We start from the raw sequence: 24,858 nt of genomic DNA, 5'->3' as shown, positions 1-24,858 counted from the left end.
TAATATTAATCAGCAAAAAGTGACTTCAACATTGAAATGTTATCAGTAGCCAGTTGTTCCTGTTCTTCTTCACTTAATGGTTTGCGTTTTGCATCCCAATCAAGATCGTCCTGAGGTAACTCTTCGAGGAATCGACTGGGCTCGCAAGCCATGACTTCTCCATACTTGGAACGCTTTTTGCAGAGAGTAAAAGTTAAAGTCTGCTGTGCGCGAGTGATCCCAACATAGGCAAGGCGTCTTTCTTCCTCGATGTCATCGTTTTCAATACTGGACTTGTGTGGCAGAAATTCTTCTTCCATACCAACCAGATAAACGTGATTAAACTCCAGACCTTTGGCTGCGTGCAAAGTCATTAACTGAACTTCGTTAGACTCTTCTTCTTCTTTTTCATTGCGGTCGAGCATATCACGCAGCATCAGGTTAGCTACAGCTGCTGCGAATGGATTGGGATCATGCTCATTATCATCAATCCCTTTTTCTACCCAGCCTAACAATTCCTGAATGTTGTTCCAACGATACTCCGCGGCTTTCGGTGTGCTGGACGTTTCATGTAGCCAGGAATGATAGCCAATGCGTGCCACTAGGTCATGAATAACACCAACGCTGTCGCCCCGCTCTGCATTATCTGCAGCACGTGAAATTAGATCGGCAAAGCGACGGATGTTTTCTAAACCCTTACCCTGTAGGTGCTGCTCCAATCCAATCTCCTGGGTAGCAGCAAACAAGCTGATATGGCGCATATTGGCATAAGAACCTAACTGTTCTAATGTTGTAGGTCCAATACCACGACGTGGAGTATTAGCAATACGTAAGAAAGCATTATCGTCGTCAGGGTTCGTCAGCAAACGAAGGTAAGCCATAATGTCTTTGATTTCGGCACGAGAAAAGAAGGATGTGCTTCCGGAAATTTTGTACGGAACGTTATTCGCAATTAAGGTTCGCTCGAAGATTTTAGCTTGGTGATTTCCCCGATAAAGAATCGCGAAGTCTGAATAGCGACCATTTTTAGTGCGAACCTTGCGGCTGATAATCTCAGTGACAACTTTTTCTGCTTCAGCATCTTCATTCGGACAGGTTACGACTTTAAGCGGATCACCATAAGGTTTGTCAGACCACAGCTTTTTCTCGAAGACGTGCGGGTTGTTATCAATCAGAACGTTAGCGGCTTTTAGGATGCGTCCATAGGAACGATAGTTTTGCTCCAACTTGATAACTTGTAAATTGGGATAATCTTTGGCCAACTGATCAAGGTTTTCAGGACGTGCGCCCCGCCAGGAATAAATAGACTGATCATCGTCGCCAACCACGGTAAAGCTTCCAAACTGACCGACTAAATGCTTAATCAGTTCATACTGACTGGTATTGGTATCCTGATATTCATCAACCAACAAATAGCGAATTTTATTCTGCCATTTTTCACGCACTTCAGGATCATCACGTAACAGCAGTGTGGGGATCAGAATCAGGTCATCAAAATCGACCGCATTGTAGGCCTTCATGCTCCGGGCGTATTTTTCATAAACCTTTGAGAAGATCAGCTGCTCCTGATCTTTAACCTGGTTAATCGCCTGCTCAGGAAGAATGAGATCATTTTTCCAGGCAGAAATTTGCTGCTGTAACCTGAATAGTAATTGCTTGTCGCTTTCAGCTTCCTTGAAACCCAGATCCTTGAGTAAGGCCAGAGTATCCTGATCATCGAATATAGTGAAATTGGACTTCATGCCCAGCTTTTTATATTCGCGACGGATGAAGTTAAGGCCAAAGTTATGGAAGGTTGAAACGGTCAGACCTTGTGTAGCATTTGAACCAGCCAGTTTACTGACCCGTTGTTTCATTTCACGGGCAGCCTTATTGGTAAAAGTGACCGCAACGATATTGCGGGCAGGGATTTGCTTTTCTTTGATTAGATAAACCATTTTGCGGGTGATCACACTTGTTTTACCACTACCTGCACCTGCTAACACCAGCAGGGGACCCTGGGTGGCTAGCAATGCTTCGCGCTGTTTTTCATTGAGTTGAGGTAAAGACAAGGCTGCAAAAAGGTTAATCAAAACTGGCGGCAAGTTTAGCAATTTGCCACCAGCAAAGAAAATGGTAATTCAAGAAAAGCAGAGCCTATCAGAGATCAGTTGTTGTCTTTTTGAACAAACAAAGGCATTTTCAAATACTTACGACCGTTGTCTTCATCCTGTGGCAATTCTGCTGCACGGATGTTCAACTGCACCGAAGGGTAAATCAGCCTAGGTACATCCAAAGTGGAATCTCGCTTGGTGCGAATACTGACAAATTCGTCTTTGACGTTGTTTGATTGCTGCAAGTGAACATTATGTTTCATGTCGGCAACACTGATGCCGGTTTCCGGATCACGGCCATCGGGATAATCATGGCAAAGCCACAGTTTGTAGTCTTCGGGGAATGACAACAGTAATTGCAAGCTATCGAAAAGCTTTTCAGCATCGCCGCCCGGAAAGTCACAGCGCGCAGTGCCTGTATCAGGATGAAAGAAAGTGTCGCCGATAAACAGGTTACCTTCTATTTCATAGCTCATACTGTCATTAGTATGACCCGGGGTTGGATAGGCGGTAAATTCATAACTTCCGAAGGGTAGCTTCTCACCTTTGGCCATCAGTCTATCGAACTGGCTGCCATCAATCGGCATATCAATATTAAAGAACTCACTGAAATGAGTCTGTACCTCTTTAATACCCTCGCCGATGACAATTTGCCCACCGAGTTGCTGCTTTATATGCTGTGCCGCAGAAATGTGATCGGCATGGGCATGAGTCTCCAGAATCCATTGTAAGGTGAGTGAATTTTGTTTAATGTAATCAATAAGTTGGTTAGCCGATTGGTAACTAACCTTGCCGGAACTTAAATCAAAGTCCATGACAGGATCGATAATAGTGGCTAAATTTTGATCAGGATCAAGAAGTATATAGCTCCAGGTGCCAGTATCATCGTGATAGAAGGATTTAATTTCTATAGACATGCTATATTGAGTTCATAAATTTGTTATCTAGGATAGATTATTGTTTGAATATTAGCAAATACTAATCTACAATATATTAGATTTCTCTAATAAGCGCCCTAATAAAGAGTTGAATGGAAGGTTATATGAAACAGTCCCTGCTTAAATTCTCAATGACGAAGCCCAAATGGGTATTCATCATAACATTGCTTGTAACGGCAATTACCGGAGCCATGATTCCAAATATTGTGGTGGATACCGATCCGGAGAATATGCTGGCTGAAGACCAGGCGTCACGTGTCTACCATAATGATGTAAAAGATCGTTTTGATCTATATGACATTATTGTTGTGGGCGCGGTGAATAATAGTGAAAAAGGGATTTTTAACCCTAGATCACTGGCGGCGATTAAGAAATTAACTGATGGTATTGCAGAAATAGAAGGTGTAGTTGCACCTGACATGATGGCATTGTCGACGGTCGATAATATCAGCCAGGAGGGACCGGGCACCATTCGCTTCGAGTGGTTGATGAAGCAAGCGCCAGAAACTCAGCGCCAGGCAGACTGGATCAATCAACAGGTAGAACGGTTACCGTTATTACAGGATACCCTGGCATCTGGGGATGATAAGGCGACTGCAATCTATGTGCCTATATTAGATAAGGACGAAAGCTACCGTATTTCGCAGGAGATACAGGGCTTAATCAATCAGTTGGATTCTGATGACGAATATCACATTACTGGTTTACCGGTAGCCGAAGATACATTTGGTTATCAGATGTTTGTGCAGATGGGAATTTCGGCGCCATTGGCTGCCTTGGTAATTTTTATATTGATGTGGGTTTTCTTCCGCAACTTTAAATTTATCGCAGCGCCAATGATTATTGCCATGGCAACGGTCATTATCACTATGGGATTATTGATCGGCATGGGCTTTACCGTACACATCATGAGCTCAATGATTCCAATTTTCCTGATGCCGATTGCAGTGGTGGATTCGATACACATCATGTCGGAGTTTGCGGACAGCTACAAACCGGGCCGTGATCGTAAAGAAGTGATTAAAGAAGTAATCGGGCACTTGTTTACGCCCATGTTATATACCAGTATCACTTCGGCGGTTGGGTTCTTCTCGTTGCTATTAACACCAATACCACCAGTACAGATTTTTGGTGCATATGTTGGCTTTGGAATTTTATTGGCATTTATTTTGACCATTATATTTATTCCAGCTTATCTAATTGCATTAAAGCCAAAGTCATTAGAATCATTACAGAGTGAAGCTAAGCAAGAAGGCACTCTGCAAAAAGTACTTAAAAAGGTTGGTAAGGGTAGTCTGGCGGCGAGTAAATTAGTAACGGTGTTTTTTGTAGCCGTAGTTGCCTTAAGTGTCTGGGGTATTACGCAGATTCAGATAAATGATAACCCAGTACGATGGTTTAAAGCGGATCATGAAATTCGAGTGGCGGATAGAGTGCTAAACGATCATTTTGCCGGAACCTATGATGCTTATCTGGTATTGGAAGCTGATGAATCAAAAGCTAAAGATAACTGGATGAAGTCGGTTCAGGCAATAGAAGACAACACACTTAAATCTGAAGTGATGAATATCATGCAAAATGAAAATCAGCTAACAACTCAGCTGAATCAGGTCATGATATTGCTGGAAGATAAATTGTTTGATGCTAACGATCAACGAGCCCAAATTCTGGAAGATCTGATTATGAAAGCAGATGAGGCGCGAGTTAAAGTCGCCTATTTCCAGCAGCCAGAAATACTTCGTGAAATAGAAAAACTACAGCAGGCGTTAGCTGAAAGTGGTTACGTTGGTAAAAGTAATTCTTTGGCCGATGTGGTGAAAACTGTGACACGTGAATTGAAAACTGGTCAGCCGAAGGACTTTGTCATTCCTGACAGCCAGAATGGTGTTGCACAGGCTCTGTTGCAGTATCAGTCGTCACACAGACCGCAGGATTTGTGGCATATGGTGACCAAAGAATACAGCTCGACAGCAATCTGGTTACAACTGACCAGTGGCGATAATCAGGATATGACCAAGGTAGTGGAATTTGTCGATCAGTATCTGGCCGACAACCCATTACCAGAAGGCGTGAAAGCACAATGGGCAGGAAAGAGTTATCTGAACATGGTGTGGCAGGATGAAATGGTTAAAGGCATGTTGGATAGTTTAATGAGTGCCTTTGTCGTGGTGTTAGTCATGATGATCGTATTGTTCCGCAGCATCCTGTTTGGTTTGCTGGCTATGTTACCGCTGAGTATTACGATTCTATTTATCTACGGTTTAATTGGTTGGGTAGGCAAAGACTATGATATGCCAATTGCAGTGTTGTCATCGCTGACCTTGGGATTATCCATCGACTTTGCAATTCACTTTTTGGAACGTGCCAGAGATATCTTTAAACAGACGGGTGATTTTAAGCAAACCATGGTCAAGATGTTTGAAGAACCTGCATCGGCAATCAGCAGAAACGCAATTGTGATTGCCATTGGATTTACGCCGCTGTTGTTTGCGCCATTAGTGCCTTATATAACGGTTGGATTCTTCCTGGCAACGATTATGGCTGCATCAGCAGTGGTAACGCTGGTGTTATTACCAGTGGCATTAAAAGCCACACGCAAGTGGGCATTTAAATCTTAAGGAGGCTTTCATGAAAAGCTTACAGAAAAGTATTAAGCATAAATTCTTAAAATTGTTGGTAACAGGTTTAACCTTGCCAATGATGACAGCTGGATTACAGGCGGCAGAAAGTGAACTTGGTGTTGAAGAAATTATCAGCAAGGCAAACAAAGTATCTTACTACGCTGGCGATGATGGTCGTAGCGATGCGCGTATGATGATTGTCGATAAAGACGGTAACCGGCAACTAAGACAGTTTGTGATATTACGTAAAGACATTCAGGATGAAGGCGATCAAAATTTTCTGGTAGTGTTCAGTCGACCATCGGATGTTCGCGGCACAGTTTTTCTAGTAAACAAGCATGTAGACCGCGATGATGATCGCTGGTTGTACTTGCCAGGTCTCGATCTGGAAAAAAGAATTTCGGCCGGCGACAAACGAACCAGCTTTGTAGGTTCTGACTTCTTCTATGAAGATGTTTCAGGGCGTAACCCTGCTTTGGATTCTCACGAGCTATTAGAAGTCACCGATACAGCCTACATTGTAAAAAATGTTCCTCAAGACAAAAGTAATGTGGAGTTTGCTTATTACATTGCCAACATCAACAAGGAAACATTTTTGCCAATGACAGTTGAATACTTTAATGACAAAGGTGAAGTCTATCGTCGAATGGATGTAGCTGAAGTAGAAGAGGTGCAAGGTATTCCAACAGTGATGAAATCAAAAATTTCTAATCTGGAAACTGGTAGCGTGACTTACATGGAGTTCCGTCGTCCGGTTTATAACATTGGTGTACCAGAAGATGTATTTACGTCGCGCTCATTAAGAAATCCCCCACGCGAGTGGCTTGAGGCAGAGCAAGAGTAAGACTGGTTGAAAAGGAATGGCGATGACTAATAAAACTCAAATTTTTAAATGGTTATTTATGGGCGGCTTATTAGTCGCTCATGGATTGCCAGCCAGTATGGCCGCTGAGGAAGAGTGGGGCGATGTCTGGGAAGAAGAGTGGGATGAAGAAGAATCATCAAACTGGTCATGGGCAGGGTTTGTAGAGGCCGGTTATGGTCGACGACTACAAACGGATCCTTTATTTGAAGATAAAGAAACCTTGAATGAGGTTCGTGGGCATCTTGAAGCAGATTATAAAGGCGAAAAGGTAGATTTCAGTTTTCGTGGTGGCACCTGGTATGACGGTGTAACAGATGAGATGGAACTGGATATTCGGGAACTAGCCTGGAGCTTTTCTGCATTTGGTAATACTGATTTTAAAATCGGACGTCAAATCAGCACCTGGGGAACCGGTGATCTGGTTTTTCTAAATGATCTATTTCCCAAAGATTGGCAGTCATTTTTCTCAGGACGAGAAGATACTTATTTGAAAGCGCCAGCAAACTCGGTTCGAGTAACCAGTTACTTTGATGCCCTCAATGTGGATCTGGTTTGGACGCCAGTATTTGAAGAAGACCGGTATATTAACGGAGAACGTTTTTCACTATTTAATCCTTTGGCTGGCGGCAATATTGGTGGAGCCGATGTTGTCAACCCAATAGAGCCAGATAAGAATTTCGGCAACAGCGAAATTGCGCTAAGACTGTATAAGAATGTAGAAGGCACCGAGTATGCGATATATGGCTATCGGGGTTTTGATAAACAACCCGTGGGAATAACCAATAATTTCCAACCAACCTTCCATCGTAAGGATATTGTTGGCGCCAGTGTGCGAGGCAGTATTGAAAGTGGCCTTTACAATGTGGAAGTGGCATATCACGACGAAGTAGAAGATAGCGAGGGCACCGATCCATTTGTGAAAAATTCACAGTGGAGGTTCTTAGCTGGTTATGAATCAGAAGTGGCTACCCGGCTAACGCTGGGCCTGCAATATTATCTGGAGTGGACACAGGATTACGATGAGTTATTGGCTAACTCACCCTTCCCTCAGTATGAAGCTGAAGAAAAGCGACACCTGCTGACAACACGAGTCACCTATCGAACAGCGAAAGATAAATTTGTATGGTCACTGTTTGCGTTTTATTCACCAACAGATGATGACAGTTATTTAAGACCCAGCATGAATTATCGTTTTAGTGATGAGTGGTTATTCACGGTTGGGGCCAATCTATTCAATGGTCAGGAAGCACATACCTTCTTTGGCCAGTTTGAAGATGCAAGTAACGCCTATGTGCGTGTGAGATATCAATTTTAGGAGGCATTCCTATGGCACAGAAAAAAATGACCGCCGAAAGAGTACTGATGGCTTTCGCCGGCTTCATGGTTTTATTATCAGTAGTATTAACCTGGTACGTTCACCCTTACTGGTTGTGGCTAACCGTATTTGTGGGCGCAAATTTATTTCAGTCTGCATTTACAGGCTTCTGCCCAGCGATGATGGTGATAAAGAAATTAGGCTTTAAAACGGAAAGGCAGGCAGCGCAGGGATCGTTATAGGGTAATAAAAAAGGGCAGGCACATTGGCCTGCCCTCATTTGAGCTGTATAAACATTTAAAAGATTATGGCTTAACGATATTCCCGCCAGACTCTGTCCACTGTTTAATACCACCAGCGACAGAAAAAACATTATTAAATCCGATCTGCTCCAAAGCGTGAGCACTACACGCAGAGCGACCACCTGAAGCACAATAAATATAAATTGGCTTATTAAGAATTTCTTCTTCAGATAATCCTTCTAAGGCAGGATGACTGAATAATTTAAACTCTAAAACTCCGCGCGGAATTGGTAAGGCTCCTTCAATAATTCCTTCTGCATGTTCAGCAGGTTCACGAACATCGATAATTAGAGCATTAGTACAATCTGTACATTTAAAATCATCAATACTGATTTCTTTGATGTTTTGTTTAATTGAGCCAATGTAATTTTGTAGACATGGTTGCATTAACAGGTCTCCTGACAATAGATTTCATGGAGTAAGTGAATGATACGAGCGACTTCTGTAGATGCTAAAGAATAATAAATCGTTTGTGAGTGACGACGAGTAGTCACCAGGTCGCTCTTGCGTAACAAGGCTAGATGTTGCGATAAAGCAGACTGACTTAATTGGGGCAACATTTCATTTAATTCACCAACGGATAATTCTTTCTCAAGTAAAATACAGAGAATCATTAATCTCTGTTCGTTGGAAATATTTTTAAGCAACTTTGCAGCTTCTGCGGAGTGCTTCTGCATTTCATCAGTGAATGCCATGTTACTGTTTGTGACTAGTTGATTCATATTTAAATTCTGCCTTAATCTATACCTTCGCGCAATCGACTGTTGCCAAAAAGAATCACCTATATGGGTGAAAAGTCACATAATGACTTTAATTTTGTTTGATTAAATTTTGGAATGAACTCACCGCTGGCAGAGTTGAAATCATAATCTTTTGACCAGCTTTCAGCGTTTTCAATTACTTGCCTTAAAGCATCAACAATAAAATACGCTTCATCATCATGATTGGTGGGATGAAGTGAAACTCTCACCCATCCCGGCTTATCGGTAAGATCACCCTGATCAATTCTATTGGTGATTTCATGGCTTTGTAATTGATCAACACCAAGTAACAAGTGACCATAAGTTCCTGCACAGGAACAACCGCCTCGAGTCTGAATGCCAAAACGATCATTAAGTAGCCGTACGATTAGATTATGGTGAATACCAAGAACATAGAAAGAAACAATGCAGAGCCGATCTTTTTGATCGCCCTCTAAGATCCTCACATCTGGAATCTGAGAGAAGCCATCCAGTAAAATTTTTGCAAGTTGCGCTTCACGCTGCTGGATCTTATCGACTCCCATGGCATCTTTAAGTTTAAATGCCAATGCAGCTTTTATGGTTTGCAGGAATCCAGGAGTTCCGCCATCTTCGCGGGCTTCGATATTGTCGAAGAAACGATGCTCACCCCAGGGGTTGGTCCATGATACGGTGCCACCGCCAGGTTGGTCGGGCACTTTACAGTCATACAGTTTTTTATCAAAAATTAGAATTCCGCTACTGCCAGGTCCGCCGAGAAATTTATGCGGGGATATGAATATCGCATCCAGTTTTTGTTCGGGATCTGCAGGATGCATATCAATGTCAACATAAGGAGCAGAGGCAGCAAAATCAACGAAGCAGAGGCCGTTATGTTGATGCATAATTTTGGCCATTTCATGATAGGGCGTTTTGATACCAGTCACATTACTGCAGGCAGTAAAGGAGCCTATCTTCACCAAGCGGTCCTTATACTTTTCAAGCAGTTCACGCATATGGCCCAGATCCGGACGACCCTGTGCATCTGAGCGGATGATTTCCAGAGTGACTTCACACTCGTGCCAGGTGGTCTGGTTGGAATGGTGTTCCATATGAGTAACCAGAACTAAAGGTTTTTCAGATTCCTTAATATCCAGACGCTCGCGCCATTTTTCAGGTACGCGCAGACCCAGCATCCGTTGAAACTTGTTGATAACCAAAGTCATTCCAGAACCTGCGGCGATCAGCACATCATTCTCATCTGCATTAACATGACGCTTAATAATCTGTTGAGCATCATGATAGGCCTCAGTCATGGTGGTGCCAGTCAATGTCGTTTCGGTATGAGTATTGGCAACATAAGGACCTAAGGTGTTGATAATAAAGTCTTCAATCGGGCGATACAGACGACCGCTGGCCGTCCAGTCCGCGTACAGAATGGATTCACCATTTGGTGCGCTGTCATAACGATGGTTTTCGCCAATAATTCCCTGACGGAATGGCGCAAAGTGTTCAACAAGATTCATTATAGGAGTAGTTGTCTGGAAAAATATGCAAAGAAGCTAATATAGACAGGGTGCCGCAGATAAGCAAGTAACTGCTAGGCATAAAAGCACTGGCTAGACCAATCTAGCCAGGATACTTGTTGTATGAGCTGATTAGTAATTTGGATTATTCATGAATTTTCCCTAAGCCATATCAAAATTCATGGCAACTGCGCTAAATAACGCTCAATCTTCCGATAATTCAAAGTCTCACTAATGTGGTGAGGCTGAATCTTATCCTCACCAGACAGATCCGCAATCGTGCGTGATACTTTTATAATTCGATGATAAGAACGTGCGGATAAATTGAGCTGTTCCAGTGCTTTATTCAAAAGCATCTTTGCAGATTCGGATAACTGACAGTGCTCATCAATTTCTCCGGCCTGTAATTGACCATTGAGTTTACCCTGTCTCTGATATTGTGCCGACTGACATTCGATAACGCGTCGACGTAAATACTCGCTAGATTCTTGAGGCTTAGAATCTTGTGGTTTGCCATTGGTTAATTCTTTCTGACTAAGAAGCGGCACCTCAACCTGCATATCAATTCGATCTAACAGTGGCCCGGAAATTTTACCCAGGTAGCGACGAATAACATCGGGGGTGCAACGACAAGAACCTTTAGGATTACCATAATGACCACAGGGGCAGGGGTTTGTCGCAGCCAGCAACATAAAGTTGGCGGGGTACTCGGCTTGATGGGCGGCACGTGAAATAGTGACTTTGCCGGATTCCAATGGCTCACGTAAATTATCCAACACCTGACGCGAAAACTCAGTCAACTCATCAAGAAATAAAACCCCATTATGGGACAAAGAAATTTCGCCGGGCTTAGGATGACTACCGCCACCAATTAAAGCTGGAGCAGAACAGGAGTGATGGGGTGATCGGTACTTACGAACAAAAAACTGACTGGCATCAAAGCCAAAATGACTGACCGAATAAATGGAAGCTGACTCTTTGGCTTCCTGCTCAGTCATCGGCGATAAAATAGTTTGCATCCTTGAGGCCAGCATACTTTTCCCCGTTCCGGGCGGGCCAATAAAGAGTAGATGATGTTTACCCGCAGCGGCAATCGTTAAGGCGCGCTTAGCCGACTCCTGAGCAATGACATCGGACATATCCATATCAAAATCATAGTTATGAACTACCGCATCATTGACGCACTCCGGCAAAGGGGTATTCCGCATCAGCGAGTGGCATACATCCAATAAATGTTTGGCGTGAACGGCTTGTACCGAAGGAACTAAACCTGCTTCCGCAGAATTGGCTTCTGGCACAACGAGAGTGCGCTTGTCCTCAGTGCAGGCCAAAGCAACCGGTAACACACCCTTTACTGGCCGAAGTTCTCCGGTTAACGCCAACTCGCCAATAAATTCATAATTAGAAAGGTAATCGGAGGGCAATTGACCAGACGCAGCTAAAATTCCAAGCGCGATTGGCAAATCAAAACGACCGCCTTCCTTAGGCAAATCTGCTGGCGCTAAATTGATGGTGATGCGACGCGCCGGAAAATCAAAGTTAGAATTAATAATTGCACTACGCACACGATCTTTACTTTCCTTAACCGCCGCTTCAGGCAAACCAACAATATTCAAACTCGGCAAACCGTGCGACAAATGCACTTCAACAGTAACCAACGGAGCTTCAATTCCAACCCCGGCGCGGGAATAGACAATAGCGAGAGACATAAACTTCCTTATTAAATTATAGATGATCCAAAGGGCTTTTCACTGCATTAGCCCCTTTATTCATAACGTGTGTGTAAATTTGTGTGGTTTCGACACTTTTGTGTCCAAGCAACTCCTGAACTGTTCGAATGTCGTAACCAGCTTCTAGCAAATGAGTAGCAAAAGAGTGTCGAAAAGCGTGGCTAGAAGCATGTTTTGTTATCTTAGCCTGTTTGAATGCTCTATTGAGCACACGACCTATGGTTCTGGGATGCCGGTGAAAACCACGACGAACACCCGTAATCAAATCGGGAGGATTGGTAGAGGAAGGGAAGACAAATTGCCATCCCCAGGATCTATAGGCATTTGGATATTTTTTACCTAGGGCATTAGGCAAATGCACGCCAGGCCAATCAGAATCCAATTTGAGGCTATCATAGTTAATTTTCAGTTGAGAGAAATGATCTGAAAGTAATTGAGCGGATAGTTTGGATAAAATCGTGACTCTATCTTTTTCCCCTTTGCTTTGCCTGACTGTAACAGTGCTTCTTGTGAAATCAATGTCTTTTATGCGTAGTGACAAAGCCTCAGAAATGCGCATACCACTGCCATATAATAATGAAGCAATAACTTTATATTCACCCGTGAGAACTGAAAAGATCCGAGACACCTCATCATGACTAAACACAGTAGGCAAACGAACTGGTTTTTTAGAGCGTGTAATACCGGGCAGGACTCCTAGAGGATTACCGATGATATCTCTGTAGAGAAAAGCTAGTGCATTCAAAGCCTGTTTTTGAGTGCTTCTACTGACGTTGCGCTTAACAACTAGGAAGGATAAATAATTGCTGACATCTGCATCAGATAAATTTTGCGGATGCTCCATTCGATGATAGCGAATAAAATCCTTAATCCAATATAGATAACACTTCTCAGTTTGATAACTGTAATGATTCGTTCGCAGGTAATGACGAATAGATTGTAAAAAAGGAGAACCAGACATTCCTTGTCCTGTTTGTTGGTTTTAGCTGCATACTAAAAAAAGCGTTGCAATTACAAAAGAGCCAATTACTATAAGGCCTGTAGGTCATTGACCATGGTACCTGTAAACTCAATACAAAAAGAGATACCAGAACAGGAATGTCCGGTTTTATATGGTATTAGCCGGAAAAAAGGACATTAAAAATAAATCATTTTAAATCAAAAGGTTATCGGCATTGTCCGGTAATATAATGTTATGTGGTGATCTAGGGAGAGTTAAAATGGCGTTCGCAAGTGCTAAAGCCAAAATAGAAAGATCTAGAGAGTTGATTGCTGAAATTGACGCCCTTATTTCTGACACTCCACCTTACACATATATACTTGAAACAAATACGCACACAGATGAACGAGCAACATTCGCTAAAAGCGATCAAAGAGTTATTGATCGTTTAGTCGTTAGATGTGGGGAAGTATTCCATAATCTCCGTTCTTCTATAGATCATGCTTATTTCGAGACAGTCTCACCTAAAGTAGAAGATGAATCAAAGCATGGTGCCATTCAGTTTCCCTTTGCTAAGAAAGAAGAAAGTTTAGAGCAGAGTGTCCGAAGCCGCATGGCTCACTATGTTAGCGAAGACTTTGTTCAGGCCATATGCGAACTTAAACCTTTTTTGGGTGATGGTGGGAACACATTAATATTCCTGATACATGAAATAAATATTGTTGATAAACACAAGTTTCCAACCCCAATCGGTGATTACACTCATATCTCAAGTGAGATGATACGCGCTCAGATACCTGATTTTCCCGCTGGCCTAGTAAATGCACAGTTTGGTCAGAACAGAAGGGATGTTGGTTGGACTAGTCGTTTATATAATCCAAAAGATATTGGTGAAATAGTTCCTCCAACAATGAATATATTTCATAAGACTTTAGATGTTCCTGTGAATGTGTCATTTTCTATACGTGATCCGTATTACTTTAAGTCAGTTCAAGACTCCTTCAATGAGATGCTTGAGGAGGTTGAGCGTGTTCTGACAGTAATGGAATCGTTCACATGAGATGGGAACTTATACATAACAAAGGGCTCAATTTGACGCCTGGCGGCGCAAATTAGCCCGGCGTTAGGCGTAAATAATAATGAATACACAACAAGAAGAATTTTTAAAATCTATTGAAGGGTACGCTAAAAATTATCCTTCAATTTACGTCGATGGAAAATTGACATTTCTTAGTCATTGTTTCTGGTCCTGGGGAGAAATAAACGAAGGGTTAACTTTGCGCGCTAAATGGGATGTAAACGAGTCACTTATTCCTTTTTATGGTGATTGGCATGATTTGTTTTGCTTAGAAACTAAAAATGGAAAAATTATACAAATAAATGATGATAGAAAAGTCATTTACGAGTGGAGTGGTATAGAAAGTTTCAAGAAGTCTTTGTCTGAAGAAGAGGAACCTTCAAATAATGACTTTTATGGAATTATCGATGCAGACTTGGACTTTTGAAATGTGTGTAGAATCCACGCCTAACAAGTCAACCAAATTCGCGCTTACGCGCTGGACGGCCAACCCGCTCCGCGGTTTGTCCGCCATTTGTTTCAAACGTTATGCAAAAAAAACAGGGAGAGTAACATTGAAGAAATATTTTTTAGCATTTGCGTTTATATTAGCAGGCTGCGCATCGGGTCTACCCGAGTCAACTGAGAATAACTATGTTCCACCTAAAGAAAGAAAATTATTCGACCCAACATTCATAAATGGTCAATTAACCATGCCCAGAGGGGAATGGTTCCATAACTTTAAAGCAACGGCTATTCCGGGCTTGTGTTCTGATCCGAGGGCAGGCTTCTTGCGCGTTTACAAAGGGAAGCCGAGTAAATGTGAGATGGAAATCGAGCCGATTTTGGACTTTTGTTTAGAAAAGCTTTCAGAAAATTATATCCCTGAAACTTTAGTGGGCATCGGCCGGGCGAACTCTTATGGCCAAAGCATGGGCCAGTGTTTGATCATAAACTACCAGCATAAGATTAAAAATGCATAACAGGTTGCAGCTGCTGGGACGTCCATTACGTGGCTGCCCCATTGCAAGGCGATATTAGAAAAAAATGAAGATCGAAGACATCAGAAGAATAGAAAGTGCTCTGAATGTAAAACTACCTTCAGACTTTGTTGAGTTCATGATTTCAGAAAGAAATTATGATGCTATTGATGAAGTAAGTGTTTTTGATGATGCAAATACTATTATCGAAGCAACGATTGCTTATAGGCAGGGGAAATGCAGTCAACAGTGGCCAATGCAGCTTGTTTATATCGGTGATGAATCTGATGCTTGTCCCTACGCGCTTGACTGTATCTCGGCCGAGCTAAAAAGGCTAGATCATGGAAGTATTGAAATTAAACCATTAGAGACCTTCAGCTCGTTCCAAGAATTTCTTACTAATAGATACAATGACTACAAGAAATATCTTGAAAGTGAAAATGCTCCTCCATTAACTGGATTTGCAAAATTGCGAAGTGACTTGGTTTTCAACTTGCGGTTTTATGGCCCTGTAATGGTTGCACTATTAATTTTCTTCGTTGTCTTGCCAACGATAGCTTACTCTATAAGGGAGTTATATCGATGGATAACTGGGTAGCACCTAACACAAATTAATGGGATAAATATGTACTCTGACCCCATTTACTTCAAAATTAGATGGCCTGATAATGTCTCTTTTTGTTTCTTCGGAGAGCAACGGGCTTATTAAATTACGGTATAACAAGCACATGTTGTCGGACTGGTTTTCCGCTGTGATCCAAACCAGCAGCAAAAGCGGGCGTTAACAAAATGAAATTAATACAACTACTTTGCCTGTTTCTTCTTTGTTCTTCATTGAAAGCCGACCGTGCCGAAGAGTTTGATATAGGCTTAGAGATTTTGTGGAACACCGCAGTAAAAGAGGAAAAGAAAGTACTTTTCTCGCCCGAGGCATTTAAAATATCGGACCTCCTAACTCAAGAAGGAGAAAGTGGTGTTATATATGTTTCAGCTGATGTCGTAGTCTATGACGAAAAAAATGCTCGTGCATTAGTTTCTTTTTGGTGCAAAACCTTAAGCTCGGAAGATAGAGAGTTTATTGGTACGCAAGAGGCTAACATCATAACAGTTCCAAAGTCAGAAATTTTAGAAGTTGAGTGCGGGTATGGCTATAACCTGAAACTTCGATTGGTTAACAAATCCCTATTGGGAACTTAAAAATACAGATTACCTCAGGCCGGAAAGCGCGGCGTTAAGAAATAAGTACGGGCCACATAGAAACTTTGTAGCCCGTTGTAGTTACTAAGCAACGTTCCTATCGTTACTCCTTGTTTTTATCAGCACATGGTTTGCGAGGACGTTTACCATGATCATTAGGAACCGCAGCCAATACGCCAGACACTTTCTTGCACGTCGCTTCCAAAGTTTCGCCATTCGGTGCTTCAAAACTCACTGAGTCACCTTCAATATAACCTTCGCAAGCTGCAACGGCTTCTTCCGGCGGGCCGTGGCGTTTACCGGACTCAGACGGATGTGCCATGGCACTCGTCATTGAAATTGTAGTTAACAGTGCGAATCCGGTTAAGAACATCTTAGTTTTAGTCTTCATAATATTACCTCTTAATAAATGGTTAGGGGTGATAATGGCGGGCTAAGCATTGCCAACCATTAGTGGTAATCCTAAAAGCAAGATTTGCAGGAATTGTTCAGCGAATGTGGAAAAAAATGACAAGTTGTTGAGTGCAATTTGGTTCACCAGTGTGCGAGGTGTATATTGCTTACAGATGTTTGAGATAAGCGGGTTTAAGCCTTTGAGGATATCTTTAAGGCGATAGCGGACTATAAACTGGCGGTGTAGATGCAGATTCGATACAAGCAATTTTTTGTCATACTGGTAGCCAACCTGTTGTTGGCCGCTGCCTTGTTTACTGCAATAAGCTGGAACTTTAACCGTAGCTTTCAGGAATATGTTCGTAACGACCAGGCCAAGGAATTGCAGCCATTGGTGGAAGGATTGGCTGAAGCCTACCAGCAGAAGGGGCGAAGTTGGCAATGGCTACACAACAACCGCAGGCAGTGGCAGCGGCTGGTACAGCAGTATCTGATACGAGAAGCTGAGCCAGACAGTCAAGTCATCGAAGTTTCGCAATCAACACAGCGCCCGCCTCGAAAGCCTCGACCGCCACATCCGATGACACAGCGATTATTGCTCAGTGACGCGCACGATAACCCCATTATTGAATTGCCCGTGATTAATCCTGAGCATCGAAAAACCAGTATCCAGTGGTTACCTATTATGATAGATGGCGAAGTGATAGGGCAGCTGGGAGTGGCGCATTCAACGGAGCTAGAGCGAGAGATGGATCGATTATTTGTAACCCATCAGTTGCAGCAGTCGGCCTGGATTGTATTAGGCATTTTGCTGATCTCTGTTGGCCTGGCCTTTCCGTTTGCAAAACGCTTGGTGCGACCGGTGACGCGATTGCAAGAGTCGATGCAACAGCTGGCTGGAGGGAAGATTGAACAACTGGAGCCCTTGCCGGTGACTTCTGACGATGAGCTGGGTCGGCTCGCTCATGCCTTTAACCTGCTGACCGATACATTAAAAGATAACCTGAAAGCACGTCAGCAATGGATAGCCGATATTTCTCATGAATTGCGCACGCCGGTGGCTATTCTGCAAGGAGAGCTGGAATCCTTAATTGATGGAGTCAGGCCGCTGCAACCGTCAGCGCTAAAGTCGCTGCATGCCGAAGTGGAGCGGCTGACCGGTTTGATCAATGACCTGTATGAATTGGCGCTGTCTGATCAGGGTTCTTTGTCATACCAGCGCAAGGAGTGTTCGTTGGGGGCATTATTAAGCGACTTTTTAGAACAAAGCCAAACCCAGTTATCTGAGAAAGATATCACACTGGATTTCCATTCCCCGAACCGGCCACTGGTTTTGTTTGCGGATGAATCACGGCTGATTCAGTTATTCCGTAATTTACTGATCAATTCATTACGCTACACCGATGCAGGGGGGCAACTGCGAGTACGTTTGTTCGAAGATAGAAACACTGGAACGGCCACCTTAATTTGGGAAGACAGTCATCCCGGCGTAGCAGATAAGGATCTGGAAAAGCTGTTTGATCGACTCTATCGAACTGACAGTGCCAGGGATCGAATCAGTGGTGGTGCCGGTTTAGGGCTAGCTATTTGCCGCGCCATTGCGGAAGGTCATCAGGGGTGGATTGAGGCCAGTCACAGCGAATTAGGCGGCCTGAAGGTTGCCGTGCATTTTCCACTTTACGGTAAGTAAATCTACAGAGAGCAGCGATATGAGTACGCCGATATTAATTGTTGAAGATGAGGTCAAACTTGCTGAGCTGATGCGCGACTATCTCATCCGCGAAGGTTATGAGGTAGAAATGCTACATCGTGGCGATGAAGTCATGCCGTGGCTAAACAAGCATTCAGCTCGATTGATTCTGCTCGACCTGATGCTACCGGGGATGGATGGATTGAGCCTGTGTCGTGACATCAGAAAAAACTCTAATCTGCCGATCATTATGGTGACCGCCAGGGTCGAAGAAATCGATCGCCTGCTTGGCCTTTCATCGGGTGCTGACGACTATATCTGCAAACCATTCAGTCCGCGGGAAGTGTGCGCTCGGGTAGCCGCAGTTTTACGTCGTGTAGAGGGAATGGCTACGGCGCAGGACACCTTAGAAATTGATGAAGAGAAATATCAGGTGCGTGCCGGAGGACAGGTACTGGAACTGACGGCGTTAGAGTTTCGTCTGATCAGCACTTTAGCGAAACAACCTGGCCGAGTCTTTTCACGTGATCAATTGATGGATGCTATCTATACCGATCAACGACTGGTTTCCGAACGGACCATAGACAGTCACGTCAAAAAATTACGAAAAAAACTGGAGCAGCTGCCATTAGCAGATAATCCCATCCGATCAATTTATGGTGTGGGTTATAAATTTGATTAAAACAGGTGACAGCAGTTTCACAATCCTTGCACATTGTTTGAAAAATGGATCGTTAAGCTTAGAAGGGTAAACATACTTTATCGAATAACCCTTGGAGCAGTGAATGAAATCCTTCAAACAATACCTTCCGCTATTACTGTTGGGCGGAACCCTAACCGCATGCGATAGCAGCTCGAATACTGAAACGACCAGCGTTGAAGAAACCGGTTCTAGCTTGGACGTTACTTTAGCGTTAACTCCTGACGAAACCACTTCCTTGCGTTATGCGCAGTTCGAATTCAGTGCACCTGATGCTACTGGTTATGAGTGCGCCATAAACGAAGAGAGTTACAGTGAGTGTGAGTCACCATTTTTTAAAGAGGAGATTGCACTTGGCAGCAACTGGTTGAGCGTGCGAGCTTATGATGAGTCTGGAAGTTTCGGAGAAGTCACATCGTACAATTGGTATGTAAATAATGTCATTTATGAAGGTCACGAAGACTTAGTTGCCACCAATGTTTCGCCAAGCCCGGTGGAGCCTAATAGCTGGCGCGGGATATTTCGAATCAACTGTGACTTTGCGCATAGCAGCTACGATGACCCCATTGTCTACCCGGGACAAAATGATGCAGCGCACTTACACCGCTTCTATGGCAACACGGTGGTGGATGAAAATACGACCATGGCATCCTTGTATACCGAGGGTGAATCCACCTGTCAGGGTAACTTGCTCAACCTGTCATCGTATTGGGTTCCGGCTCTATTGGCACCCGTCTATGATCAGATAAGCGGCGAGCGTGAACTGGATGACAACGGCGATCCTGCCTGGCAGGTGGTGCCAGCGGTGGTCGGCAATGACGATGAAGCGCATGAAGTTTTCTACTATTCTGCTGGTGTCGATGATTTGGATTCGATTCAACCGTTACCACCAGGTTTACGTATGATTGCCGGTGTAGCAAGTACCCGACCCGGCGAAGAACAGGACAGCACCGTTGCACGCTGGCATTGCCAGACCTGGGAGTCAGACGACGCCAGCAATCCGCAGTTCAGCGCGACCATACCAGAATGCCAAGAGCCGGATCGATTAAGAATGGATTTGTTCTTCCCCAGTTGCTGGGACGGAGAAAATCTAGACTCTGAAGACCATCGTAGCCACATGGCTTATCCGGTAAACGACGGTGGCCCAGAAGGAACTCATTGTCCGGATTCACACCCAGTGCCGGTAGTTCGCGTCAGCTATCATTATGCATTCGGTGTGTTGCCTGAATACACTCACCCCGTGGAGAGAAGCAGTAAAGGTTGGCGACTGGCTGCGGATATGTACGAGGTGACCAACGAACAGGCTGGCGGACTGTCCCTACATGGAGATTGGTTTAATGCATGGCATCCCAGCATCATGGAAGCAATCCTCAGCAACTGTATTCAAGCCGGACTGGATTGTCATGATGGCAATCTGGCCAATGGGTACCGTTTGTCTGGAACTCGCGAAGGCACCCAGGAAGAACCGCCCATCGTTAATAGAGGAATGGGTTATTAAAAATACTATTGTTTAAATAAAAAAACCGATAACACAAGTTGTCGGTTTTTGTACTGACATTACAAAATAGCTCCCTAGAAAATGAGCGAAGAAAAGAATTGCAATTACAAAGGAGCCAATTACTATAATGCGTGTATTTATTCAGCCATAATATCGATAAACAAATCTCGAAAGGGATAACAGAACAGGAATGTCCGTTAATAAAATTTCAAGTTTAAAAAATATGGATCAATACAAGATTTGGGATGTCATGTCATACGCATGGACAGAGATAGGCTTGGAGAGCGAAGATTACCCCAAATATGCGAAGAAAATTAAACAAGACTACCCTGATTGGGAAAAAGTAAATAAGATTATTGTTCGCGATGTATGTGCATCATTCGCAGTAGACTCATTCTTAATTTTTCCATGTATGCTTTGGATGATAATGCCTGATTGGTGTTATGACGAAGAGTATCTGAAAGCAAGAATGAAGAAATGGTACGCAAAGCCGTATTGGTCACACTTTATCAATCCGATAAGAATACTAGGTTATCCTATATCAATAATTTTTACTCTTGGAGTTCGTCGTAAACTAAAAAAGGCTTATGAAAATACTTAGCTATATAACTGTATTAACAGTTAAGGAAGCAGGTGAACTTCGTGCCAGAAGCGTAAAGATGAGTCAAAATGGCAAAGTGATTTTAGTGTGAGGTTTAATGGACTATAAAAAACGTTTTTATAAGCACATAAATGAAACATTTATTCCTCTATTGAGGCAGGATGGTTTTAAAGGTAGTGGGCAAAACTTTCGTAGAGTTAAAGGGGATGTGATACATACAATCAACTTACAAAACAATAAGTATGGAGGAAGCTGCTGCCTAAATGTAGGTGTTCATTTTACGTTCCTGCCTGTTTGCTGGGATAGCAAACAAATGCCAAACTTAAATAAAATAAAAGAAGTTGACTCAGAGTTCCGCTTCCGTGTTGCTCCAGAGGGGAAATCAGATTATTGGTGGAAATTTAGGGGAAATGGCCTTTTTGGGAGTACCAAGAAATCCGTTGAACATCTATGTGAGACATACAAAGTTGTTGGGCGTGCTATCTTTTCAAGATATGGCAGTGTAGAAAGCGTCCAAGAAGCTTTCCCGCTTGAAATATTTGAATCAGAAGAACTCTCTAATATCGAGGGAGGGATTATTCCTTCCAGAGTCGCCTTGGCTCTAGCAAGAATAAATCAGCACATTGGGAACAAGGATCAGCAACAAAAGTATGCAAGGGTTGGATTGCGCGTTTCAGATAAAGATTCTGGATTAAAAATAGAGCTTGAGCAATTAGCTGAATGAATAGGGTCAGAGTAAATCAGCTATTTTATTATTATGACTTTATTAAAATACTAGCGATACAAGTTCATCGATTACGGGGATTAAAGAAAAAATGGAATATAAATTTAAATACATCAGCACACATAAAGATCTAGTTGACGGATACAATGCCGTTAGGAGTGCTCAGTCTGGTATGAGTGGTTGGTCAAGAGGCCTTGTATTCCTGCTTGGTGTTATGTGGTTATTGGGATTTATCTTCATGGCTCCAAACGCCGATAATATCTGGCAACCCTTAATATGGTTAATCTTAGGTTGTGTAATTATCTGGAAAATAGTTTTAAAGCCATATCTGGAAATAAAATTTATTAAAGAGTCCAATGAGCCTGAACAAGAAATCAATCTCATGTTCACAAATGAAAAGATTGAAGCTGTATCAGAAGAAGGAATTTCTATCATTCGGAGCTGGGATGAGGTTGAAGCCTTTGAATCTTTTAAAAAAGGAATCTTTATTGGCTTTTCGGACGGTGCCATGAACTGGCTCCCAATACGTTCTTTTGAATCACGGAAAGAGAAAGAAGATTTTGTTAAAAACGTGGTCGTAAAGTTAAAAGAAATGGAATCGTCACAATGAAATCGTGGAATTTTTTTATAAATTTCAGTTTATAGAAGTAGAGCATCGATAATGAATTTCCACCATTTGAATTATGCAAAACAAGTTAGATGGCAATGGTAAGAACATGAAAATTTACGGTGATACCAAATCAGGTAACTGCTACAAGGTTCAACTTGTTTGTAGTTTGCTGAATGTTGATCACGAGTGGATCAATGTAGATATACTGGCTGGCGATACCAAGACTGAAGAATTCTTGAAAATGAACCCCAATGGCAAAATACCTCTTCTTGAACTCATTGAGGGCGAGACTCTTTCCGAGTCGAACGCCATTATTAATTTCTTGGCAAATGGAACAGAGTTCTATCCTGAAGGGGCGCTTGCTCAGGCACGAATCCAGCAATGGCAATTTTTTGAACAATACAGCCATGAACCGTTCATCGCAGTAGCCCGCTTTATCAACAAGTACTTAGGAATGCCAGACGATAGGTTAGAGGAGTATGCCTCGAAACAAGCTGGTGGACATAAGGCGTTAAAAGTAATGGAGCAGCAACTTAGTAAAACCCCATTCATAACAGGTGAGGACTTTACCACTGCAGATATTTCACTTTATGCATATACTCACGTAGCTCATGAAGGTGGGTTTGAGTTGGATGACTATCCAGCCATTCAGGAATGGCTGAATCGGGTGGCATCACTACCCAACTTCAAAAGGATGGCGTAATTGTCACTAATTAAAAGGGAGATTGAATGATTTTTTGGGTAACCCTTACAATATTTGGTGTATGTCTAATTCTAGAAAGCATCATATCTTGGATATTTATTAAAGGTAGCCAAAAGAAGCACCCTGATTTGTGGGAGCACTCTGGCAGTCCAACTTTAATGGGTAATGCTGATCTTATTAGTGCATGGCCACTCAACAAATACTTAATGCAGAGAGATTACGAATCTGTTCAATGCGAAAAAGCTAAAGCCTTCGCAACGAAATTGAGACTGCCTTTTGTTGTGAGCTACTTTTCAGCGGCCATATCATCGATAGTTTTTATTATATCTATTGCTGTTTATGGAGTGCCTCAGTAATACATAATCAAAGGGCTATCCTCTTTTCAGTAATGATTTACACGTTCTCATCAAATATTCTGCAAGAATATATGCGTATTAGAACGTTTGCTATTGGATGAAATATCAGATGGAAATATTAAAAGCGATCGCTATTGGTGTAGTTATATTTATTGGAATCATGCTGTTACTTGGAGCACTTCCAAAAATCCTCTCGCGCATTAGTGATCCACCAAGAATGAAGTTCATAGAAAATTATTTAACAGAGCGTGGATGTACTGTAATTGATATCAAACCATATTCTGCACATTATGGTGTTCGGTATAAACGGAACGGCACTAAATATTATTCAAAATGTCTGGCGAACTTAGATACGAAGGAATTGGAGTGGGTAGGGAAGCCGCCGGACTGGATCAAAGAATGAGTGATAATCCAGCCGGCGCTGTTTTGTAATGTATTTAGAATATATAAATAAAACCGATACTCACTTCGGCTTCATAGTCGCTGCGAGCGATTGGGCTTTCACGAACATCGCTACTGAAATGCTCATAAAGTGCTTCGCCGAAAATTTGCCAATTGTCATTGAGGTAATAGCGGTAAGTATAATCAATGCCTATTGAGCGGAAACCACCATCTAAATTAGTTTGAGGTAATCCTGACGCGGCGGACTGTTCTGCGGTTATGCCAAAACCATTATTGGCATATTCACTATCATGAAATACACCGACTACATTTATTTCAGAGCCCGTACCGTCAAGCTGGTCGCCAAAGCGATAACCTAAACCAAATAGACCAAGATTACCGTTGCTTCCTGTGACAACACGACCAACAAGCCAATAACGCCAATCGTCATCGAGTGCATAACGTGTTTGAAGGACTAACTCAGTTGCTTCTTCGGTATCGCCGAGGCCATCCAAATAACCTTCGTCGGAGTCGCCTTCTTCGCGACCTTCATCGAAGGCTACGGCCGCGTCAAATAACCAGGTGTCAGCGCGAAGACCACGCCAACCAAGCGCTTCGCCTGCAAAGTAGAAAATATCATCACCATTACGCCATTGAATGGCGCCAGCAGGCTGTGCTTCGAATCCAAATTCATCAGACCCTTCATAGGCTGACTCATACTCAACGCCTAAGCCTAGGGCAAAGGCCCAACCGTCTTCGCCCTTGGTGAAGTCATCAACTGAGGGTAAAGGAACCAAGGCAGATTTTTCTTCCTTGGCTAAAGCCGATTGTGAGAAAAAGCCATGTGCCAACATGATCAATAATAAGGATGTAAACTTTTTCATTTGATCTTCATTCCAGAATAAGTTGGGACAGAAAGTCTAGTTATGATGATGTATTG

Annotated in this window: 27 protein-coding genes; 18 read left to right on the top strand and 9 right to left on the bottom strand. The window is 42.8% G+C overall.

The annotated features are described in order from the left end of the window. Positions 1-5: 5 nt before the first annotated feature. A complete protein-coding gene (rep, locus tag B158_RS0101760; RefSeq protein WP_033413933.1) occupies positions 6-2,030 on the bottom strand; it encodes a DNA helicase Rep in 2,025 nt (674 codons plus the stop codon). Between the two features lie 95 nt (positions 2,031-2,125). Beyond that, positions 2,126-2,989, bottom strand: coding sequence for an MBL fold metallo-hydrolase (locus B158_RS0101755; RefSeq protein WP_018623606.1), 864 nt, complete (start codon positions 2,987-2,989; stop codon positions 2,126-2,128). A gap of 125 nt (positions 2,990-3,114) precedes the next feature. Between B158_RS0101755 and B158_RS0101750 the strand changes: the two genes are divergently transcribed. From B158_RS0101750 to B158_RS0101735, 4 genes are read left to right on the top strand one after another with little or no spacing between them, the layout of a single operon-like run. After that, entirely contained in the window at positions 3,115-5,628 is a 2,514-nt protein-coding gene (locus B158_RS0101750) for an efflux RND transporter permease subunit (RefSeq protein ID WP_033413930.1), read from the top strand. Between the two features lie 10 nt (positions 5,629-5,638). Then, complete coding sequence (locus B158_RS0101745) at positions 5,639-6,475, top strand: outer membrane lipoprotein-sorting protein (protein ID WP_018623604.1); 837 nt, start codon at positions 5,639-5,641, stop codon at positions 6,473-6,475. 22 nt (positions 6,476-6,497) lie between these two features. Then, a complete protein-coding gene (locus B158_RS0101740) occupies positions 6,498-7,811 on the top strand; it encodes a hypothetical protein (RefSeq protein ID WP_018623603.1) in 1,314 nt (437 codons plus the stop codon). Positions 7,812-7,837: 26 nt separating this feature from the next. Next, a complete protein-coding gene (locus B158_RS0101735; protein ID WP_026309184.1) occupies positions 7,838-8,053 on the top strand; it encodes a YgaP family membrane protein in 216 nt (71 codons plus the stop codon). Between the two features lie 63 nt (positions 8,054-8,116). Here the strand turns inward: B158_RS0101735 and B158_RS0101730 are convergent, their stop codons facing one another. From B158_RS0101730 to B158_RS0101710, 5 genes are all read right to left on the bottom strand, one after another. Beyond that, entirely contained in the window at positions 8,117-8,500 is a 384-nt protein-coding gene (locus B158_RS0101730) for a rhodanese-like domain-containing protein (protein ID WP_018623601.1), read from the bottom strand. After that, positions 8,500-8,808: an ArsR/SmtB family transcription factor gene (locus B158_RS0101725; RefSeq protein WP_026309183.1), complete on the bottom strand. Its 309-nt coding sequence runs from the start codon at positions 8,806-8,808 to the stop codon at positions 8,500-8,502. The genes B158_RS0101730 and B158_RS0101725 overlap by 1 nt, the downstream gene beginning before the upstream one ends. 86 nt (positions 8,809-8,894) lie before the next feature. Beyond that, entirely contained in the window at positions 8,895-10,358 is a 1,464-nt protein-coding gene (locus B158_RS0101720; protein ID WP_018623599.1) for an aminotransferase class V-fold PLP-dependent enzyme, read from the bottom strand. A 179-nt stretch (positions 10,359-10,537) separates the two neighbouring features. Then, positions 10,538-12,067, bottom strand: a complete 1,530-nt coding sequence (locus B158_RS0101715) for a YifB family Mg chelatase-like AAA ATPase (protein WP_018623598.1) — start codon at positions 12,065-12,067, stop codon at positions 10,538-10,540. A 16-nt stretch (positions 12,068-12,083) separates the two neighbouring features. After that, entirely contained in the window at positions 12,084-13,049 is a 966-nt protein-coding gene (locus B158_RS0101710; protein ID WP_018623597.1) for an integron integrase, read from the bottom strand. 259 nt (positions 13,050-13,308) lie between these two features. Between B158_RS0101710 and B158_RS0101705 the strand changes: the two genes are divergently transcribed. The 5 genes from B158_RS0101705 to B158_RS0101685 all read left to right on the top strand — a co-directional run bounded on the left by B158_RS0101705 (position 13,309) and on the right by B158_RS0101685 (position 16,262). After that, on the top strand, positions 13,309-14,088 hold the full coding sequence (locus B158_RS0101705) for a hypothetical protein (protein WP_018623596.1): 780 nt from the start codon (positions 13,309-13,311) through the stop codon (positions 14,086-14,088). 79 nt (positions 14,089-14,167) lie between these two features. Further along, positions 14,168-14,533: a hypothetical protein gene (locus B158_RS0101700; RefSeq protein WP_018623595.1), complete on the top strand. Its 366-nt coding sequence runs from the start codon at positions 14,168-14,170 to the stop codon at positions 14,531-14,533. Then, the gene (locus tag B158_RS0101695; RefSeq protein ID WP_018623594.1) at positions 14,514-15,068 is read left to right on the top strand and encodes a hypothetical protein; all 555 of its coding nucleotides are present in this window, start codon (positions 14,514-14,516) and stop codon (positions 15,066-15,068) included. The genes B158_RS0101700 and B158_RS0101695 overlap by 20 nt, the downstream gene beginning before the upstream one ends. 64 nt (positions 15,069-15,132) lie before the next feature. Continuing rightward, the gene (locus B158_RS0101690; protein ID WP_018623593.1) at positions 15,133-15,663 is read left to right on the top strand and encodes an SMI1/KNR4 family protein; all 531 of its coding nucleotides are present in this window, start codon (positions 15,133-15,135) and stop codon (positions 15,661-15,663) included. A 191-nt stretch (positions 15,664-15,854) separates the two neighbouring features. Continuing rightward, the gene (locus tag B158_RS0101685) at positions 15,855-16,262 is read left to right on the top strand and encodes a hypothetical protein (RefSeq protein ID WP_018623592.1); all 408 of its coding nucleotides are present in this window, start codon (positions 15,855-15,857) and stop codon (positions 16,260-16,262) included. Between the two features lie 103 nt (positions 16,263-16,365). On the opposite strand, the gene B158_RS0101680 is transcribed toward B158_RS0101685, so the two are convergent. Continuing rightward, positions 16,366-16,653 (bottom strand): hypothetical protein, encoded by a 288-nt coding sequence (locus B158_RS0101680; RefSeq protein ID WP_018623591.1) that lies wholly within the window; start codon positions 16,651-16,653, stop codon positions 16,366-16,368. A 249-nt stretch (positions 16,654-16,902) separates the two neighbouring features. On the opposite strand from B158_RS0101680, the gene B158_RS0101675 reads away from it, so the two are divergent. The 9 genes from B158_RS0101675 to B158_RS0101635 all read left to right on the top strand — a co-directional run bounded on the left by B158_RS0101675 (position 16,903) and on the right by B158_RS0101635 (position 23,940). Continuing rightward, positions 16,903-18,345, top strand: a complete 1,443-nt coding sequence (locus tag B158_RS0101675; RefSeq protein ID WP_018623590.1) for an ATP-binding protein — start codon at positions 16,903-16,905, stop codon at positions 18,343-18,345. 19 nt (positions 18,346-18,364) lie between these two features. After that, on the top strand, positions 18,365-19,027 hold the full coding sequence (locus B158_RS0101670) for a response regulator (protein WP_018623589.1): 663 nt from the start codon (positions 18,365-18,367) through the stop codon (positions 19,025-19,027). A 103-nt stretch (positions 19,028-19,130) separates the two neighbouring features. Then, positions 19,131-20,543: a DUF1996 domain-containing protein gene (locus tag B158_RS0101665; protein WP_018623588.1), complete on the top strand. Its 1,413-nt coding sequence runs from the start codon at positions 19,131-19,133 to the stop codon at positions 20,541-20,543. A 190-nt stretch (positions 20,544-20,733) separates the two neighbouring features. Next, positions 20,734-21,144, top strand: coding sequence for a hypothetical protein (locus B158_RS0101660; protein ID WP_018623587.1), 411 nt, complete (start codon positions 20,734-20,736; stop codon positions 21,142-21,144). Positions 21,145-21,241: 97 nt separating this feature from the next. Next, a complete protein-coding gene (locus tag B158_RS0101655; RefSeq protein ID WP_018623586.1) occupies positions 21,242-21,868 on the top strand; it encodes a DUF4304 domain-containing protein in 627 nt (208 codons plus the stop codon). 91 nt (positions 21,869-21,959) lie between these two features. Then, positions 21,960-22,478, top strand: coding sequence for a YcxB family protein (locus B158_RS0101650; RefSeq protein ID WP_018623585.1), 519 nt, complete (start codon positions 21,960-21,962; stop codon positions 22,476-22,478). A gap of 106 nt (positions 22,479-22,584) precedes the next feature. Continuing rightward, positions 22,585-23,181, top strand: coding sequence for a glutathione S-transferase family protein (locus B158_RS0101645; RefSeq protein WP_026309182.1), 597 nt, complete (start codon positions 22,585-22,587; stop codon positions 23,179-23,181). A 26-nt stretch (positions 23,182-23,207) separates the two neighbouring features. After that, positions 23,208-23,537 (top strand): hypothetical protein, encoded by a 330-nt coding sequence (locus B158_RS0101640; protein ID WP_018623583.1) that lies wholly within the window; start codon positions 23,208-23,210, stop codon positions 23,535-23,537. 109 nt (positions 23,538-23,646) lie between these two features. Continuing rightward, positions 23,647-23,940: a hypothetical protein gene (locus B158_RS0101635; protein ID WP_156823032.1), complete on the top strand. Its 294-nt coding sequence runs from the start codon at positions 23,647-23,649 to the stop codon at positions 23,938-23,940. Between the two features lie 34 nt (positions 23,941-23,974). Here the strand turns inward: B158_RS0101635 and B158_RS0101630 are convergent, their stop codons facing one another. Continuing rightward, complete coding sequence (locus B158_RS0101630; RefSeq protein ID WP_018623581.1) at positions 23,975-24,802, bottom strand: MipA/OmpV family protein; 828 nt, start codon at positions 24,800-24,802, stop codon at positions 23,975-23,977. Positions 24,803-24,858: the final 56 nt, after the last annotated feature.

The organism is Kangiella aquimarina DSM 16071, assembly GCF_000374105.1.
Taxonomy (GTDB): Bacteria; Pseudomonadota; Gammaproteobacteria; order Enterobacterales; family Kangiellaceae; genus Kangiella; species Kangiella aquimarina.
The sequence above is the reverse complement of the archived record's forward strand: the minus strand, read 5'-3'. Positions and strand labels throughout refer to the sequence as shown.